We start from the raw sequence: 15,815 nt of genomic DNA, 5'->3' as shown, positions 1-15,815 counted from the left end.
CCCGCGCCCGCAGTGTACCCAGCGCCGCGGCGCGCGTGCACCCGGTGACCCGCGTCACCCCCGGCCGCGGCAGCCGATGGCAAGATGCGGCGCAGCGACCGCACCGCTCCGGGGAACCGCCCGCATGCACCTGACCGAAGACCAGGCCCGCGACTACCTGCACAAGCTGCTGGCAGCGATGGCGCGGGCCGGCGGCTCGGACCTGTTCATCGCCCACGACTTCCCGCCGAGCATGAAGGCGCAGGGGGCGATGACCCCGCTGACCCAGCAGAAGCTGACCGGCGAGATCACCGCGCAGCTCGCGCACGCCGCCATGAACGAGCACCAGCGCGAGGAGTTCGCGCGCGAGATGGAATGCAACTTCGCGATCGTCGTCCCCGGCGTGTCGCGCTTTCGCGTCAACGTGTTCATGCAGCAGGGCCACGTCGGCATGGTGCTGCGCACGATCGCCGCGCAGATCCCCAACTTCGAGCAGCTGCGCCTGCCCGAGGTGCTCAAGGACGTGGTGATGGAGAAGCGCGGCCTGGTGCTGCTGGTCGGCGGCACCGGCTCGGGCAAGTCGACCTCGCTGGCGGCGATGATCGACCATCGCAACCGCACCTCGGCCGGGCACATCATCACCGTCGAGGATCCGGTCGAGTACGCGCACGTCTCGCAGCGCTCGCTGATCACCCACCGCGAGGTCGGCGTGGACACGCTGTCCTGGCACCACGCGCTGAAGAACACCCTGCGCCAGGCGCCGGACGTGATCCTGGTGGGCGAGATCCGCGACGCCGAGACCATGGAGCACGCGATCGCCTTCGCCGAGACCGGCCACCTGTGCCTGTCCACGCTGCACGCCAACAGCGCCTCGCAGACCATGGAGCGGATCATCAACTTCTTCCCCGAGGAGCGCCGTACCCAGCTGCTGATGGACCTGTCGGCGAACCTGCGCGCGATCGTCTCGCAGCGGCTGGTGCGCACCGAGGACGGCAAGGGCCGGGTCGCCGCGATCGAGATCCTGCTCAACACCCCGACCATCGCCGAGAAGATCTTCAAGGGCGAGTTCGGCGAGCTGAAAGGCGTGATGAACAAGTCGCGCGAACTGGGCATGCGCACTTTCGACTGGGCGCTGTTCGAGCTCTACAACGAAGGCCTGATCTCCTACGACGAGGCGATCCGCAACGCCGACTCGGCCAACGAGCTGCGCCTGAACATCAAGCTCAAGAGCCGGCGCGGCGAACCCGAGGCCGCCGCCGGCCTGTCGCTGTCGCTGCACGACGCGCCCTCGCCGCAGGAGGTCGAGGCGATCCGCCGCGAGGAGCTGCGCAAGCAGCAGGAAAAGCGCGACGAACTCGAGCTGGCGCGGATGCAGGCGGCCAAGCAGGCGCAAGCCGGCGGCGCGCCGGGCTGAACGCCGACGGCGGGCGCGGCGCCGGTTTCGCTTTTCGCGCACGCGCAGGGCATAGTGGGGTCGGCCGTCGCCGGCGCGGCGCCCGCATCGCCCGATGCACCCACCACACCACGGAGCGGGCTTCCATGGCACGTGCCAGAAAAGGCAGCGACAGCGGCGGTACCGGCAAGGGTCCGCCGGTGGGCAGCGTGGACAACCTGCACAAGCGGATCGAGAGCGAGCAGATCTCCAGCCATATCGCCGCATTCGAGAAATCCGGCGGCCGAGTGGAGAAGCTGGGCGTGACCCGGATGCTGCACAAGATCGCGCCGGAGTCCAAGCCCGAGGCCAAGGCCGGCACCGAAGCCGCGGTCCAGGCGAAACCGGCGAGCGCCGGCAAGCCGCGCGGGCGCCCGCCCAAGCGCTGACGCCGCCGCACACGCCGGCCGCAACCCGCGGTTCGCTATCCTGTGCGGTCTCCGTGGCCGTTGGCGCCACGCCATCCGATATCCGCACCGATGACCGACACCTTGCCCGACCGCCTGTCGCTGGATCCGCGCAGCCCGTTCCACGACGCCGCCCTGCTGCAGCGCGGCGTCGGCATCCGCTTCAACGGCACCGAGCGCACCAACGTCGAGGAATACTGCATCAGCGAGGGCTGGATCCGGGTCGTCGTCGGGCGCTCGCTGGACCGCCGCGGCAACCCGATGACGATGAAGCTCAAGGGCCAGGTCGAGCCCTACCTGCAGGACGCCGCCGCCGCACCGCCGGCCGCCGACTGACGCCGGCGCCCGCGCATGAGCGTCTATGTCGACGACGCCGTCACCCTGTGGCGCGGCCGTTACTGGGCGCACTTGATGGCCGACACGCTGCCGGAGCTGCACGCGATGGCGGCGCGGCTCGGAATCCCGCGGTCCGCGTTCCAGAACCGCACCAGCGGCGCCCACTACGACCTGCCGGCGGCGTTGCGCACGCAGGCGCTGCAACTGGGCGCGGTCGCGCTGTCGCGACACCACGACCGCGAACGGCTGCGGGCGGTGATCCGCAACGCCAGGGCGCAGGGGCGCGGCGAACACGACTGAGCGGGGCACGCGGCCCCACGCGCGGGTGCGCGCGTCGGTCTCGCGGCGGTGTAACCCGTCGCCGCAGCCGGGACCCTGGCCTCGGCGATAACGCAGCCGCGTTGACCAGACAGCCGGGCACGCGCCCGGAGGCGAGCCGCAGGGGGCGACCGTCCGAACCCCCGACGCAGGAGTCCGCCATGTCCAGACCGATCCTTGCCCTGGCCGCGCTGTCCGCGGCCCTGGCTTGCCCCCTCGCCAGCGCCGGCGGCGAACCGCCGCAAGACCAGGCCGCACCGATGAGCATGCCCGCGGCGCAGCCCGCGGCCGACGACCAGGCCCTGATCCGCAGCGCGATGCAGGCCGCGCCCGCCAAGGTCGCCGCCGGCGCCACCATCGTCGCGATGGCGGCGGACGGCAGCATGCGCACCGTGCGCGCGGGCAGCAACGGTTTCACCTGCATGGCCGACAACCCGGAAACCCCCGGCCCGGATCCGATGTGCATGGACGCCGCAGCGATGGACTGGGTCGGTGCCTGGGTCGGGCACAAGGCCCCGGCCAGCGGCAAGATCGGACTGATGTACATGCTCGCCGGCGGCACCGACGCCAGCAACACCGACCCCCACGCCACCAAACCCGAGGCCGGCAACCACTGGATCGAGACCGGCCCGCACGTGATGATCGTCGGCGCCGACCCGGCGTTCTACGCCATGTATCCCAGCACCGCCGATCCCGACACCACGGCGCCCTACGTGATGTTCCCCGGCACGCCGTACCAGCACCTGATGATTCCCGTCGAATGAGCGCCGCCGCCGCGGCGTGGCGGGCGCCGGCGCGTGCCGGCGCCCGCCGGGCCGGCATCAGGCCTTGAGCTTCCAGCCGCTGCGGAAGATCCACCACACCAGCGCCAGGCACAGCGCCAGGAACCCGACGATCGCGGCCAGACTGAGCCCGACGTCGACGTCGGCCACGCCGTAGAAACTCCAGCGGAAACCGCTGATCAGGTACAGCACCGGATTGAACAGGCTGATCTTCTGCCACAGCGGCGGCAGCATGTCGATCGAGTAGAACGCGCCGCCGAGGAAGGTCAGCGGCGTCATCACCATCAGCGGGATCACCTGCAGCTTCTGGAAGTCGTCGGCCCACAACCCGATGATGAAGCCGAACAGGCAGAAGCTGACTGCGGTCAGCAGCAGGAACGCGAGCATCCACAGCGGATGGGCGATGGTGTAGGGCACGAACAGCCGCGCCGTGACCAGGATCAGCGCGCCCAGCAGCATCGACTTGGTGACCGCCGCGCCGACGTAGCCGGCCAGCACCTCGACGAAGGACACCGGCGCCGACAGCAATTCGTAGATCGTGCCCGACCACTTGGGCATGTAGATCCCGAACGAGGCGTTGGAGATGCTTTCGTTGAGCAGCGACAGCATCACCAGCCCGGGGATGATGAAGGCGCCGTAGCCGACCCCGCCGACCTCGCCCATGCGCGCGCCGATCGCCGCGCCGAACACCACGAAATACAGCGAGGTCGAGAGCACCGGCGAGGCGATGCTCTCGGTCAGGGTGCGGAAGGCGCGCGCCATCTCGAAGCGGTAGATCGCCGCGATCGCGTGCAGGTTCAGCGCGGGCGGCCCGGATGCGGCGCTCATTGCCGGCCCCGCACCAGGCTGACGAAGATCTCCTCCAGCGACGATTCGCTCGACTGCAGGTCGCGGAAGTCGATGCCGTGTTCGGACAGCCGCCGCAGCAGCGCCGCGATTCCGGTCGCCTCGCCGCGGGCGTCGAAGGTGTACACCAGCGTCCCGCCGTCGGCGGACAGCTCCAGCGGCAAGCCGGCCAGCGCTTCCGGTATTTCCGCGATCGGCGCCTGCAGCTGCAGGGTCAGCTGCTTCTTGCCGAGCTTGCGCATCAGCGTGGCCTTGTCCTCGACCAGGATCAGCTCGCCGCGGTGGATCACGCCGACGCGGTCGGCCATCTCCTGCGCTTCCTCGATGTAGTGCGTGGTCAGGATGATGGTGACGCCGTTCTCGCGCAGGCGCCGCACCATCTGCCACATGTCGTGGCGCAGCTCGACGTCGACGCCGGCGGTGGGCTCGTCCAGGAACAGGATCCGCGGCTCGTGCGCCAGCGCCTTGGCGATCAGCACCCGGCGCTTCATCCCGCCCGAGAGCGCCAGGATCCTGCTGTCGCGCTTGTCCCACAGCGACAGCTCGCGCAGCACCCGCTCCAGGTACGCCGGGTCCGGCGGCTTGCCGAACAGCCCGCGGCTGAAGCGCAGCGTCGCCCACACCGTCTCGAACGCGTCGGTCGACAGCTCCTGCGGCACCAGCCCGATGCTGGCGCGGGCGGCGCGGAAGTCGGCGACGTGGTCGTGGCCGTCGACCGCGACCGTGCCGGCGCTGGCGTTGACGATGCCGCAGACGATGCTGATCAACGTGGTCTTGCCGGCGCCGTTGGGGCCGAGCAGGGCGAAGATCTCGCCGCGGCGGATCGCCAGATCGACCGACTTCAGCGCCCGGAACCCGGAGGCGTAGGTCTTGTCGAGCCGGCGGATGTCGATGATCGGCTGCACGCGCGCTCCCATCGGTGGCGGGGCGATGCTAGCGCAGCGGCGCGACGCGGACGTCGCGGTCGCCGCAACGCAGCGTCCGCCGCGGCGGCGGCGCAGGTGGCCGCGGTGGCCGCGCCTGCCCCACGTGGGCGACGGCCGCGGCCGGCCGGCCGCCGGCGGCGCGACGCGCGGCGTCCCGTCCTGCGGCATGCCGCAACCGGCGACGCCCGCCGCGGCTGTCGGCATTGCCCTACCGGCCGCCGCGGCGTGTGCCCACGGCGCGGCGGCGCGTGGCCCGCTGCCGGCCGCGGGTCGCGCCGGCGATGCTGGCGGCCGGACCCCGGAGACGAAGGACGCCCCGTGAACCTGCGTGCGCTCGGCCTGCTGCTGTGCCTGCTGCTGCCGTCCCCGGCGCCCCGGGCCGCGACTCCGCCGCGGCTGATGCTGGCGACCGTCTACCACGCCGACGCCGACGTCGCTGTCGCCGACTACTACGTCAGCGAAAAACTCGACGGCGTGCGCGGCCGCTGGGACGGCCGCCGCCTGTACACGCGCGGCGGCCTGGCCATCGCCGCGCCGGCCTGGTTCACCGCGCGCTGGCCGGCGCAGCCGATGGACGGCGAGCTGTGGCTCGGCCGCGGCCGTTTCGAGGACATCAGCGCCCTGGTGCGTGCCGCCGACGGCAATGCCGCCGCCTGGCGGCAGGTGCGCTTCATGGTGTTCGACCTGCCCGCCGACCGCGGCCCGTTCGCGGCACGGGTGCGGCACATGCGCAGCCTGCTGCAGGCCGCCGGCATCCCCTGGCTGCGGCCGATCCCGCAGTTCCGCGTGCGCGACGCCGACGCCCTCGACGCCCGCCTGGCCGCGGTCGTCGCCGCCGGCGGCGAGGGCCTGATGCTGCACCACCGCGCCGCGCGGTACCGCACCGGCCGCAGCGAGGATCTGCTCAAATACAAGCCCTACGACGACGCCGAAGCGCGCGTGGTCGGCTACACCGCAGGCCAGGGCAAGTACGCGGGGCAGCTGGGCGCGCTGATCGTCGAGCGCCCGGACGGCCTGCGCTTCCGCATCGGCAGCGGCTTCAGCGACGTCCAGCGCGCGCATCCGCCGGCGCTGGGCAGCTACGTCACCTACCGCTACAACGGCCTGACCGAGCGCGGCACGCCGCGGTTCGCGCGCTTCCTGCGCGTGCGTCACTTGCTGCCGCCGCCGGACCCGAAATGAGCCGCCGCCGCGCACCTGGCGCCGTACCGGCGATCGTTTCCTGGCCGGGCCTGGCCCCGCCGCGTCGAGCTTGGCCCTGCCGCGCCGCACGCGCGTAGCGCCGTGCCTGCGTCGCGTGGGCGCCGGCCGGCGCGGGCGTTGCGAGCGCATGCGTTGCGGGTGCATGGCGTCCGCCGTCCGCCTGCGCGGGGATGGCGGCAACGATCCCGGCCTTCGCTAGCGCCGGACCAGCTCCACCCGCCGGTTCGCGGCGCGCCCGGCCTCGCTGGCGTTGTCGGCGACCGGCCGCTCCTGGCCGTAGCCGCGGGATTGCAGCCGCGCCGGGTCCACGCCCAGTCCGACCAGCGCACCGAGCACGCTGCGCGCGCGCGCCGTCGACAGCGCCTGGTTGTGCGCAGCCTCGCCAGTGGCGTCGGTGTGGCCCTCGATCGACAGCTGCAGCGCCGGATCGTCCGCCAGCAGCTTGCCGATCTCCGCGATCGTCGGCTGCGCATCTGGCCGCAGCGTGGCCTTGTCGGTGTCGAAGTTGATGTGCAGCGCCACGCGCCCGTCCTGGTCGATCGCCTGGCGCATCGCCGCGGCATCGAGGAACCCGAGCGACTGCGCCATCGCCTGGCGCTCCAGCACCACCACGTAGCCGTGCAGCGGAATCGCGCCGGTACTGACGTCGATCCAGTATTCCTTGTCGGGGGTGCGCAGCAGGTAGCTGTCGTGGCGATAGCCGGGGACCGCGGCCGCGCCGTGCTGGTGCTTGTCGATCGCGCCGCGGCCGCCGGCGGCGGCGACCACCTCGCGGGTGTACTGCACGGCGTCGATCCTGCGCCCGCCGAGCGCGGCGATGGCGTTTTCGTAGTTGCGGTGGAATTCCAGTTCCGAGTACGGCCGCGCCGCGCGGGTCAGTGCGAACCGGTCGCGGAAGATGCGGCCCTCGACCAGCACCGCCTTGTCGCCGGCGAGGAAATACTGGCCGTCGTGGGCGATCCCGCGCTGCGGCTCGCGGTAGCTGCTCTGCAGCCCGTCCGGGGCCTTGAAGAACGGGAACGGCGGCAGGCCGACGCTGGTGACCGGCACGCTGGCCGGATCGAAGGCCGCCGGGGCCGCGGCGGCGGCGTCCGCGGCAACCGCGGCGGCGGCCATTGCGGCGTCGGCAGCCGTGGCATCCGGCGCGGCAGCGGCCGGATCGGCAGCGGCCGCGTCAGTCGCCACACCGGCATCCGCGGGCACTTCCTCGACCGGAGCGGCGTCGAGCGCATCGACGACCTCGGCCAGGGCGTCGGCCGAGGATTCGCTGCGGGCGCGATCGCAGGCGCCTGCCAGCAGGACGGTGACGAACAGCAACGGCAACAGCGTGCAGCGACCCCTCATGGCATTCCCCCGACGCTTAGCGAGCACCCGGTGCAGGCACTCGAATCCACCCTGCTCGGGTCTACGGCAAATCGCGGCCACGCAGGCCATCGCGCGCGCAGCAGCGGTCGCCCTGCGTGCGTCGGTGCGTCGATGCGCCGCTGCGAGTTACGGCTTGGGCGCGGTGTCCCGGGTCGTGCCGTGCTGCATGTGCATGTGGCCGGGCATCGCGCCCATCGGCGCCTTGCCCATCGCCGCGTGCATGGCGTCGAACTCGGCGCGGCTGACGCTGCCGTCGCGATCGCTGTCGGCGCGCCGGAACATCGCCTGCGCGGCCGCGGCGTGCTCGGCCGCGGTGACCACGCCGTCGCCGTCGGCGTCCATCATCGTCCGCATCCCGCCCGGACCGGGGCCCATGCCGCCCTGGCCCATTGCGTGCATGCGCATCATCGGATGACCGCCGCCGAGTTCGGCGCCGGTCAGGCGGCCGTCCTTGTCGGTGTCCATGCGCGCGAACATCGCCTGCGCGGCCGCAGCGTGCTCGGCCGCGGTGACGATGCCGTCCTTGTCGGCGTCCATCATCGCCAGCATCCCGCCGGACGCCGCCGGACCCATGCCGGCACCCGGGCCGGGGCCGTATTGCATCCGGCGGCCGGCGCCGAATTCGGCCGCGGTCAGACGGCCATCCTTGTCGGCATCCATGCGCGCGAACATCGCCTGTGCGCCGGCCGCGTGTTCCTGCGCGGAAATGCGGCCGTCGTGGTTGCTGTCCATGGCGTCGAAACGGTCGTCCTGGGCCGCGGCGGGCAACGCGATCGCGCCCAGCAGCGCCAGCGCCAGCAGCGAACGGGCGGAAAAATGCATGGCGAACTCCTTGTGGGGAATCGCGCGAGACTGCGCCGCGCAAGGTTAGCGCAGGATCAAGTCCCGCCGGCGTCGGCTACCCGGGCGGCGCAGCGCCTGCGCCCGCGCCCGGGCCGTGGCCCGCGCAGCGCCTGCAGCGCCAGGACCGGCCGGCTATGCTGGCCCGCCGCCGCCGGGTCGATTCCATGCGCCTGTCCGCTGCGTTGCGCCTGTGGGCATTGCTGCTCGCCACCGCGGCCTGGCTGTGGGCGGGATCGGTGTACACGCCGTGGGCGGCGGACCGCGCGCCGCGGCTGTGGTTGTACGACCTGCTGTTCTACCTGCGCTTCGCGCTGCTGTTCTGGGCCGGCGCCGAAGCGTTGCGGCTGGGCCTGCGCCGCGGGCCGGCGGCCGCGGCGTGGCCGCTGGCCGCGACCGCGCTGGTGGTCCTCGTCGCACTGGGCCTAGGGCACAGCGAAGCCGGGCTGCGCTGGAAACTGGCCGCCAGCCACGACGCGCTCGCCGCGGCCGCGCGCGACGCCGGCAGCGATCGCCGCCGTCGCGCCGGCCATTTCCTGGTCGACAGCGTACGCATGCCCTGCCCCGGCCAACCCTGGCTGTGGCTGGGCCGGCCGCACGGCGGCGGCAGCGGCATCAACCTGGCGCTGGTGCACGCCGGCACGCGCGCTCCGGCGGTGCCGGCGCAGCTACGCGAGGCGTTCGCGTTCTGGCCGGCGCACGCGGGCTGGTGGCTGGCCTACCAGCACGCCGACCGCTATTCGCGCGCCACGGCCGCGGCGCCCGCAGCCCCGGCCGCCGACGCCTGCGTGCCCGGCGCGGTACTGACGCGCCATCGCCACGGCCTGGCCCTGGTCGCGGCCGGCCGGCGCGCGCTGGCGCGCCGCTGAGCAGGATCCGGACAATGGCCGCCACTCCCGCGCAAGCGGGAATCCAGCGACTGCAATCCACTGAAGTCGAGAGACACTGGAAGGACAGACGTGCGTCTGCCCCAAGCCCCGCTTGCGCCGGAACGACGCTCGAAAGTGACGATCGAAATCGAGTGATCCAGACCTTTCCGACCCGGCCGCGAATCGGCCGCGCCGCAACGCGGTGGCTATCGGTGCACTGCTGCGTCCGGGATGTTTCCGCAGGCGAAAACGCGACGGGGCCGCGCACCGCGCGGCCCCGTCGGCCAGTGCAACTCCCGCAGCCTCAGCCGCAACCCTCGCTGCCGCATCCGCAGCCGGAGCCGGCCTGCGCCGCCGCGGCCTCGATCTCGCCCACGCCGACCACGAAATCGATCACCACCGCGCCGGCTTCGCGCTGGCGGTAGAGGATCTCCACGGCGTCGCCGTAGCGGCCCTGCACCTGCGCCAGCAGCGGCAGCGGGTCGTGGTCGTTGACGAAACGCATCGCCTCGCCCGGCTGCAGCGCGTCCAGCGCGCCGAAGATCGCGGCATGGCGGAAACGCCGCGCGATCCCACGCGCATCGAACGGGTACACCTGGTAGTCAATGCTGGACTCGGCACTCATGGCGAAGCGGGCTCCGGAACAAAAGGGGCACCAGCCTGCGCCCGGCACCGCCTCTGCCGCCTTGACCTGGATCATTCCGGGTGCCGACGCCACCGGGCGGTGCCGCGCCCGGCTCCTGCCCGTAGCGTTCCCCGGCCGCGTGGTCGATGGAATCGTCGTAGGCGCCGGCCACGCCCTTGCCGCGGCGGTCGCGCAGGTGGTCGAACACCTGCTCGCCGTCTGCCGCCGGGTCCAGATCCTCGAGCCGATCCTCGAAGTCCCCGTCGTCGCCGGGCCGGTGCAGACCGGCGTGCGCGCCGCTGGCCTGGCCCGAACTGCGGACGAGCGCGTCCGGTGTCGCGCCGGCACGCCGGGGGCTGGCGGGTCGGGGTCTGGTCGTCCGGGGCATGGCGGGCTCCTCGGCAGTGCGGTACACGCAGCCACGATGGCACCGGCCGCGTGAGCGCGCTGCGAGCGTCGGGTGTCGCCCGTCGGCCGGCCGCCCGCGTTGACCCGGATCAAGGTCCGGCGGCGCGGCGATGCGATGGTCGCAGCCCCTTCGCTGCGGAGTACGCCCATGCCCCTGTTCATCACCCAGGGCCGGTTCACCCCGGACGCCATGCGGGCGATGCTGGCCAAACCCGAGGATCGCGCCGCGAGCGTGTCGCAACTGTTCGCGCAATCCGGCGGGCGCCTGCTCGCTTACTACATGACCTTCGGCGAGTACGATTTCCTGGTCGTGTCCGAAGGGCCCTTTGAAGGCGTGGCCACCTCGGCCATCGTCGTCGCCGCCGGCGGCGGCATCACCCACCTGAAAACGGCGCTGGCCATGACCTCGAGCGAAATGAAGGAAGCCTTCGTCCGCGCCGGCACGGTCGCGGCCAGCTTCCGCCCGGCCGGCACCGGGGGCTGACACCGCGGCGCGTGTCGAGGCCTGCCGGCGCGGTCATGGCGCCGTTCTCGCCACGCGCGGCGCCGGGCAGCCTGCCCGTGTCGCCGTCCCCGAGGCGCGCGTCGATCGGCCGGCGATGTCACGCCGCGGACGCGCGGCGGTCGCGTGTTAGGGCATCGCCAGGTAGCGCCACGGGGTCACGCCGAACACCGCCGGGTGCAACGCGATCAGCGCCAGCCACAGCAGCACGCCGGCGCCGATGCGCCAGAGTCCGATCTCGGCGAAGACCAGGCGGTTGCGGCCGCCGGCGATCGCGGCGAACGGCAGGATCGAGGTGACCGCGGCAAACCCCGGCCAGTGCCCGGGCGCGCGCCGGGCGTACTTGGCGTCGAGGCTGGCCATGCCGGCCACGGCCACGACCAGGATCGCGCCGGTGACCACCGCGCCGCCGAGCGTGCCGAGCACGACCAGGTGCGCGGCCGCCCACAACGCGAACGCCCACAGCATCGGATAGCGCGTCACCCGCAGGATGCCGACCGCCGGCGTCGCCGACTGCAGGGCGCGCGCGCCCGCGACCGAGGTCGGATTGGGCACCGTCAGCGCGGCGACCAGCAGCACGCTGGCCGGCGCCAGCAACGCGATGCACAGCAGCGCCAGCCAGTCCGGCGCCTGCCACAGCACCCGCACCGGCCCGGCGGCGCCCCAGGCCCGGCCGAGCCAGACCAGGGTACCCAGCGACAGCAGCGAGAACGCGGCGCGGAAGCCGCGCTCGCCCAGCGCCCGCACGCAGCGATCGCGCAACCGGGTGCCGGCGATGCCCAGGTGCACGAAGATCCAGGCCGCGGCGGCGGCGAGCAGCGAAGCGAATTCGGCAGTCATGGCGGGATCCTCGTGGCGGCGTGGCGGCGGGGCAGCGACGAACCGGCGGACATCGGCGCATCCGATAGCCGATGCCGTGCGCCCACGTCAACGGGACGAGCGGACCTCGCGGTCGCGGCCGCCCGGCTCCGGCAGCGGCCGGCGCAGCCGCCGGTGCAGGATCGACAGCGCCAGCAGGCTGGCGCCGATGCCCAGCGCGGCGATCGCGACCAGCCAGCCGCCGCGGCCGGCGACCAGGTTCTCGCCCAGCAGCACCGTGCCGGCGGCGAACGGCAGTTCCCCCAGCGCCAGCGCCGGCAGGTACACGCGAAAGCGCACGCGCAGGGTGCCGAATAAATAGCCGGGCAGCTCCGAGGGCAACGCCAGTTGCACCAGCAGCGCCACCGGCAGATCCACCTGCGCCGGCAGGCGCACCAGGTAGTAATCGATCAGCCGTGCCGAGGCCACGCTGCGCACCAGCGGCCGGCCGAGGCTGCGGCCCAGGCCGTAAGCCGCGGCCCCGCCCAGCAGCCAGCCCAGCCACAGCAGGGCGATGGTCGCCAGCGGCCCCCAGCTGACCAGCGCCACCGGCACCAGCAGCGCGCTGGAAAAGAACGCGAGCATCGCCGACAGCGCCGACAGCAGTACGAACACAGCCCCGCCCCACAGCGGATGCCCGGCGATCAGCGGCCGCGCGGCGGCCAGCAGCTGTTGCAGGCCCGCGTACAGCCAGTCCACCGACAGCAGCAGCGCCAGCGCCACGCACAGCGCCAGCAACCCCAGCGCCCGCCGCCAGTGCGGCCCGTGGGGTGTGGTCAGCGGATCGGGCGCGTCCATCGGGCTCCTGCGGGCGGCCGCGGTGCGCGGTCGCCGCGATGCGGGGTGTCGCGATCATGGCATGCACCCGGCGGCCGGCGCAGCACGCCGCGACCGCGCGACCGCGCGGCCGCCCTCGCAAGCGGCAGGCCGCGCCGGCGGCGGCGTTACAACTCGTCGCGATCGCCGCTGAGCTGGATTTCCATGTCGTCGGCGGTTTCCGCGGCGATGTCCAGCGCCGCTTCCAGCTGCGCCGCGTCGATGCTGTCGGGCAGCTTGATCACGAAGTACAGCACGTCGCCGGCCAGCTCCCAGCCGCCGAGCTTGTTGCTGCGGCTTTCGGCCAGCAACTCCAGTGCCTTGTCGCCGTCGATGCCGTCCTGCTGCACCCGCCCCGCCGGCGCGAAGATCTCGCGGACCTTGAAGCCGCCGACGCTTTCGGTACCGCCGCTGACGAACACCAGCTGGGTGCGGCTTTCCTTGGAATAGGAATAGGTGACCTTGAAATCGCCGTCGTCGTCGACGACGTACTTGATGCCGCGGGCCTCCAGCCGCGTCTTGACCGAGGCGTCCTCGGCCTGCGCGACGGTGCTCGCGGCGGCGAACAGCAGGGAAACGAACAGCGCGACACGCACGGATGACAGCATCAGCGACCCCCTGGAATGCACGGCCGGAATGGCCGTGGCCGCCGGCATTGTGTCCTGCCGGCGGAAGCCGCGTCCACGGGGTCGGAGCGGCGTCGCGCCGCAACGGAAGATGCCGACAAAAACCGCGCTCCACGGCCCGTTTCTGCACAGCGCGTCCCCGGTCGCCCGCGGCGCCGGTCGCAGCGGCGCCGCACGTCGGTAGCGACGGTCAGGCGCCGGCGGCGCGCCGCGGCAGCTTCCAGTCCGGGCGCACGTAGTGGCAGGTGTAGCCGCCGGGATGGCGCTGCAGGTAATCCTGGTGCTCGGGCTCGGCCTCCCAGAACGCGCCGGCCGGTGCCACCTGCGTCACCACCTTGCCCGGCCACAGCCCGGAAGCGTCGACGTCGGCGATGGTGTCCAGCGCGATGCGCTGCTGCTGCGGCGTGGTGTAGAAGATCGCCGAACGATACGACGCGCCGCGGTCGTTGCCCTGGCGGTCGTGGGTGGACGGGTCGTGGATCCGGAAGAAGAATTCCAGCAGCTCGCGATAGCCGATGCGCTCCGGGTCGAACACGATTTCCACCGCCTCGGCGTGGCTGCCGTGGTGGCGATAGGTCGCATTGGGCACGTCGCCGCCGCTGTAGCCGGCGCGCGTGGACACCACGCCGTCGAGCTGGCGCAGCAGCTCCTGCATGCCCCAGAAGCAGCCGCCGGCGAGGATCGCGCGCTCCGGCCCCACCTGCGCGGCGCTCATCGCGGCGCCTCCAGCTGGTCCAGGTATTCGCCGTAGCCTTCGGCGACCATCGCCTCGCGCGGGACGAAGCGCAGCGCCGCGGAGTTGATGCAGTAGCGCAACCCGCCGCGCTCACGCGGGCCGTCGTCGAACACGTGCCCCAGGTGGCTGTCGCCATGCGCCGAGCGCACCTCGGTGCGGAGCATGCCGTGGCTGGTATCGCGCAGTTCCCGCACGTGCGCCGGCACCAGCGGCCGGGTGAAACTGGGCCAGCCGCAGTGCGCCTCGAACTTGTCCGTCGAGGCGAACAGCGGCTCGCCGGAGACCACGTCCACGTAGATCCCCGGCGCGGTGGTGTGCAGATAGCTGCCGCTGCCGGGGTGCTCGGTGGCGCCTTCCTGGGTGACGCGGTACTGCTCCGGCGTGAGCCGGGCCAGGGCCTCGGGAGTCTTGCGGTAGTCGCGCATGGACGCCTCCTGGAAGTTCATCCTCCTCCAAGTGGGGGTCCTGCGCATCCCGCGCAATGGCCCCCGCGGCCCCGGCCGGACCCCGGCTCAGGAATTCAGCGCCGCGCCGACCTGGATCCGGCGCGGCGTGGACTCCGGCCGCTTCGGGATCACGATCTGCAGCACGCCGTTCTGGCCGGACGCGGTGATGCCGTCCGGGTCGGCGCTGTCGGGCAGCGCGAAGCGGCGGTGGAAGTTGCCGTGCATCCGCTCCACCCGCGAATAGCGCTGGGTCTGCTCGGTCGCTTCCGCGCGGCGCTCGCCCTTGATCGTGAGCAGGCCCTTGTCCATCTGCACCTCGATCTCCTGCGGATCGACGCCGGGAATGTCGGCGTAGAGCACGAAGCGGTCGGGTTCCTCGCGGATGTCCACCAGCGGCATCCACTGGCTGGTCACCACCGAGGATTCGTCGTTGCCCGACGGGAACAGGCTGCCCTCGAACAGGCGGTCCAGGATCTGGCGCATCGGGTCCAGGGCCTGTCCGGAGAGCTGCGAGTAGTGGGTCATCTTGTTGTTCATCGTGGTCTCTCCCTTGCGAAGCCGGCGGGCCGGCATGCCCGCCCGTGGCGCGAACTAGGGCGCGCGGCGGCGGTTTCAAGGACGGACCGGCGCGGGCCGCCGGCGCGCGGTTGGCGAATTTTCAGGAACTTGAACCGGCCCGCGGCCGCGCCGCTGGCCCGCTTGCGCGGGCTTTCGCGTAGCCGACCGGTGTAGCGACCTGCAGCGCGCCAGGAGCGAGCGATGGCCATCACCAACCCGCAATCGGGCACCAACGTCCACGAGATCGCCGACGGCATCTTCCGCATCAACACGCCGGTGACGCTGCCCGGGGCGGCCGGCGCGTTTTCCTTCAACCAGTACCTGATCGCCGACGACGAGCCGCTGCTGTTCCACACCGGGCTGCGCGGGCTGTTCCCACTGGTGCGCGCGGCGGTGGCCTACGTGCTGCCCGCTGCCGGGCTGCGGCACATCGCCTTCTCGCACGTGGAGGCCGACGAATGCGGCGCGCTCAACGACTGGCTCGCCGCCGCGCCGCAGGCCGCGCCGCTGTGCGGCAACGTCGCGGCCGTGGTCTCGATCGGCGACCTGGCCGACCGCCCGCCGCGGGCGCTGGCCGACGGCGAGGTCATGGCGCTCGGCCGCCACCGCGTGCAGTGGCTCGACGCCCCGCACCTGCCGCACGCCTGGGAGTGCGGCTTCCTGCTGGAGCAGAGCACCGGCACGCTGCTGTGCGGCGACCTGTTCACCCAGCCCGGCGACGGCCGCGCCGCACTGACCGAGGCCGACATCCTCGGCCCCAGCGAAGCCTTCCGCCAGGCGATGGACTACTTCTCGCACAGCACGCACGCCGGCGCACTGCTGGAAAAACTGGCCGCCACCCGCCCGACCACGCTGGCCTGCATGCACGGCAGCGCCTGGCGCGGCGACGGCGCGGCGCTGCTGCGCGAGTTGTCGGCGGTGCTGACGGCCTGAGCGA

The 15,815-nt window shown here is 72.6% G+C and carries 20 protein-coding genes and 1 pseudogene; 9 read left to right on the top strand and 12 right to left on the bottom strand.

Annotated features, from left to right (window positions below; translation table 11 throughout):
- Nucleotides 1–124 precede the first annotated feature (124 nt).
- From D0Y53_RS01960 to D0Y53_RS01940, 5 genes and pseudogenes are all read left to right on the top strand, one after another.
- Nucleotides 125–1,243 (top strand): annotated as a pseudogene (locus D0Y53_RS01960) (PilT/PilU family type 4a pilus ATPase); the annotation flags it as partial.
- A 275-nt stretch (nt 1,244–1,518) separates the two neighbouring features.
- Nucleotides 1,519–1,800: a hypothetical protein gene (locus D0Y53_RS01955; RefSeq protein ID WP_117201488.1), complete on the top strand. Its 282-nt coding sequence runs from the start codon at nt 1,519–1,521 to the stop codon at nt 1,798–1,800.
- A gap of 90 nt (nt 1,801–1,890) precedes the next feature.
- A complete protein-coding gene (locus D0Y53_RS01950; RefSeq protein ID WP_117201487.1) occupies nt 1,891–2,154 on the top strand; it encodes a DUF3297 family protein in 264 nt (87 codons plus the stop codon).
- A gap of 15 nt (nt 2,155–2,169) precedes the next feature.
- Nucleotides 2,170–2,454 (top strand): DUF4031 domain-containing protein, encoded by a 285-nt coding sequence (locus D0Y53_RS01945; RefSeq protein WP_117201485.1) that lies wholly within the window; start codon nt 2,170–2,172, stop codon nt 2,452–2,454.
- Nucleotides 2,455–2,633: 179 nt separating this feature from the next.
- The gene (locus D0Y53_RS01940) at nt 2,634–3,236 is read left to right on the top strand and encodes a hypothetical protein (RefSeq protein ID WP_117201482.1); all 603 of its coding nucleotides are present in this window, start codon (nt 2,634–2,636) and stop codon (nt 3,234–3,236) included.
- A 57-nt stretch (nt 3,237–3,293) separates the two neighbouring features.
- Here the strand turns inward: D0Y53_RS01940 and D0Y53_RS01935 are convergent, their stop codons facing one another.
- Both D0Y53_RS01935 and D0Y53_RS01930 read right to left on the bottom strand, forming a co-directional pair.
- Nucleotides 3,294–4,055 (bottom strand): ABC transporter permease, encoded by a 762-nt coding sequence (locus tag D0Y53_RS01935; RefSeq protein WP_117201787.1) that lies wholly within the window; start codon nt 4,053–4,055, stop codon nt 3,294–3,296.
- Nucleotides 4,056–4,078: 23 nt separating this feature from the next.
- Nucleotides 4,079–5,005: an ABC transporter ATP-binding protein gene (locus tag D0Y53_RS01930; RefSeq protein WP_117201786.1), complete on the bottom strand. Its 927-nt coding sequence runs from the start codon at nt 5,003–5,005 to the stop codon at nt 4,079–4,081.
- Between the two features lie 339 nt (nt 5,006–5,344).
- On the opposite strand from D0Y53_RS01930, the gene D0Y53_RS01925 reads away from it, so the two are divergent.
- A complete protein-coding gene (locus D0Y53_RS01925; protein WP_117201480.1) occupies nt 5,345–6,208 on the top strand; it encodes a DNA ligase in 864 nt (287 codons plus the stop codon).
- Between the two features lie 216 nt (nt 6,209–6,424).
- On the opposite strand, the gene D0Y53_RS01920 is transcribed toward D0Y53_RS01925, so the two are convergent.
- Together D0Y53_RS01920 and D0Y53_RS01915 are read right to left on the bottom strand one after the other, a co-directional pair.
- Nucleotides 6,425–7,573, bottom strand: coding sequence for an OmpA family protein (locus D0Y53_RS01920; RefSeq protein ID WP_147318979.1), 1,149 nt, complete (start codon nt 7,571–7,573; stop codon nt 6,425–6,427).
- 147 nt (nt 7,574–7,720) lie between these two features.
- Nucleotides 7,721–8,416, bottom strand: coding sequence for an EF-hand domain-containing protein (locus D0Y53_RS01915; protein ID WP_117201476.1), 696 nt, complete (start codon nt 8,414–8,416; stop codon nt 7,721–7,723).
- Nucleotides 8,417–8,601: 185 nt separating this feature from the next.
- On the opposite strand from D0Y53_RS01915, the gene D0Y53_RS01910 reads away from it, so the two are divergent.
- Entirely contained in the window at nt 8,602–9,303 is a 702-nt protein-coding gene (locus tag D0Y53_RS01910; RefSeq protein WP_117201474.1) for a hypothetical protein, read from the top strand.
- Between the two features lie 304 nt (nt 9,304–9,607).
- Here D0Y53_RS01910 and D0Y53_RS01905 read toward each other — a convergent pair whose 3' ends face one another.
- Nucleotides 9,608–9,928 carry a DUF2249 domain-containing protein gene (locus tag D0Y53_RS01905; RefSeq protein ID WP_117201472.1) on the bottom strand — a complete coding sequence of 107 codons (321 nt, stop codon included), beginning with the start codon at nt 9,926–9,928 and terminating at the stop codon, nt 9,608–9,610.
- Nucleotides 9,906–10,316: a hypothetical protein gene (locus tag D0Y53_RS12495; RefSeq protein WP_147318978.1), complete on the bottom strand. Its 411-nt coding sequence runs from the start codon at nt 10,314–10,316 to the stop codon at nt 9,906–9,908. Before D0Y53_RS12495 ends, D0Y53_RS01905 begins: the two co-directional genes overlap by 23 nt.
- Before the next feature lie 168 nt (nt 10,317–10,484).
- Here D0Y53_RS12495 and D0Y53_RS01895 point away from each other — a divergent pair, with 168 nt between their 5' ends.
- Nucleotides 10,485–10,820, top strand: coding sequence for a GYD domain-containing protein (locus D0Y53_RS01895; protein ID WP_158550552.1), 336 nt, complete (start codon nt 10,485–10,487; stop codon nt 10,818–10,820).
- A 147-nt stretch (nt 10,821–10,967) separates the two neighbouring features.
- Here the strand turns inward: D0Y53_RS01895 and D0Y53_RS01890 are convergent, their stop codons facing one another.
- From D0Y53_RS01890 to D0Y53_RS01865, 6 genes are all read right to left on the bottom strand, one after another.
- Nucleotides 10,968–11,678 (bottom strand): NnrU family protein, encoded by a 711-nt coding sequence (locus tag D0Y53_RS01890; protein WP_117201466.1) that lies wholly within the window; start codon nt 11,676–11,678, stop codon nt 10,968–10,970.
- A gap of 87 nt (nt 11,679–11,765) precedes the next feature.
- Complete coding sequence (locus D0Y53_RS01885; RefSeq protein WP_117201464.1) at nt 11,766–12,494, bottom strand: VTT domain-containing protein; 729 nt, start codon at nt 12,492–12,494, stop codon at nt 11,766–11,768.
- 146 nt (nt 12,495–12,640) lie between these two features.
- The gene (locus tag D0Y53_RS01880) at nt 12,641–13,120 is read right to left on the bottom strand and encodes a hypothetical protein (RefSeq protein WP_117201462.1); all 480 of its coding nucleotides are present in this window, start codon (nt 13,118–13,120) and stop codon (nt 12,641–12,643) included.
- A 208-nt stretch (nt 13,121–13,328) separates the two neighbouring features.
- Complete coding sequence (msrA, locus tag D0Y53_RS01875; RefSeq protein ID WP_199491986.1) at nt 13,329–13,853, bottom strand: peptide-methionine (S)-S-oxide reductase MsrA; 525 nt, start codon at nt 13,851–13,853, stop codon at nt 13,329–13,331.
- Complete coding sequence (gene msrB / locus D0Y53_RS01870) at nt 13,850–14,299, bottom strand: peptide-methionine (R)-S-oxide reductase MsrB (protein ID WP_117201785.1); 450 nt, start codon at nt 14,297–14,299, stop codon at nt 13,850–13,852. Before msrB ends, msrA begins: the two co-directional genes overlap by 4 nt.
- 87 nt (nt 14,300–14,386) lie before the next feature.
- Nucleotides 14,387–14,857, bottom strand: coding sequence for an Hsp20/alpha crystallin family protein (locus D0Y53_RS01865; RefSeq protein ID WP_117201460.1), 471 nt, complete (start codon nt 14,855–14,857; stop codon nt 14,387–14,389).
- Between the two features lie 222 nt (nt 14,858–15,079).
- Here D0Y53_RS01865 and D0Y53_RS01860 point away from each other — a divergent pair, with 222 nt between their 5' ends.
- Nucleotides 15,080–15,811 (top strand): oxygen-binding di-iron domain-containing protein, encoded by a 732-nt coding sequence (locus tag D0Y53_RS01860; protein ID WP_117201459.1) that lies wholly within the window; start codon nt 15,080–15,082, stop codon nt 15,809–15,811.
- Nucleotides 15,812–15,815 lie beyond the last annotated feature (4 nt).

Source organism: Cognatiluteimonas weifangensis (genome assembly GCF_003416885.1).
In the GTDB taxonomy this organism is placed as follows: domain Bacteria; phylum Pseudomonadota; class Gammaproteobacteria; order Xanthomonadales; family Xanthomonadaceae; genus Cognatiluteimonas; species Cognatiluteimonas weifangensis.
This window is presented reverse-complemented; position numbering and strand designations above follow the sequence as displayed.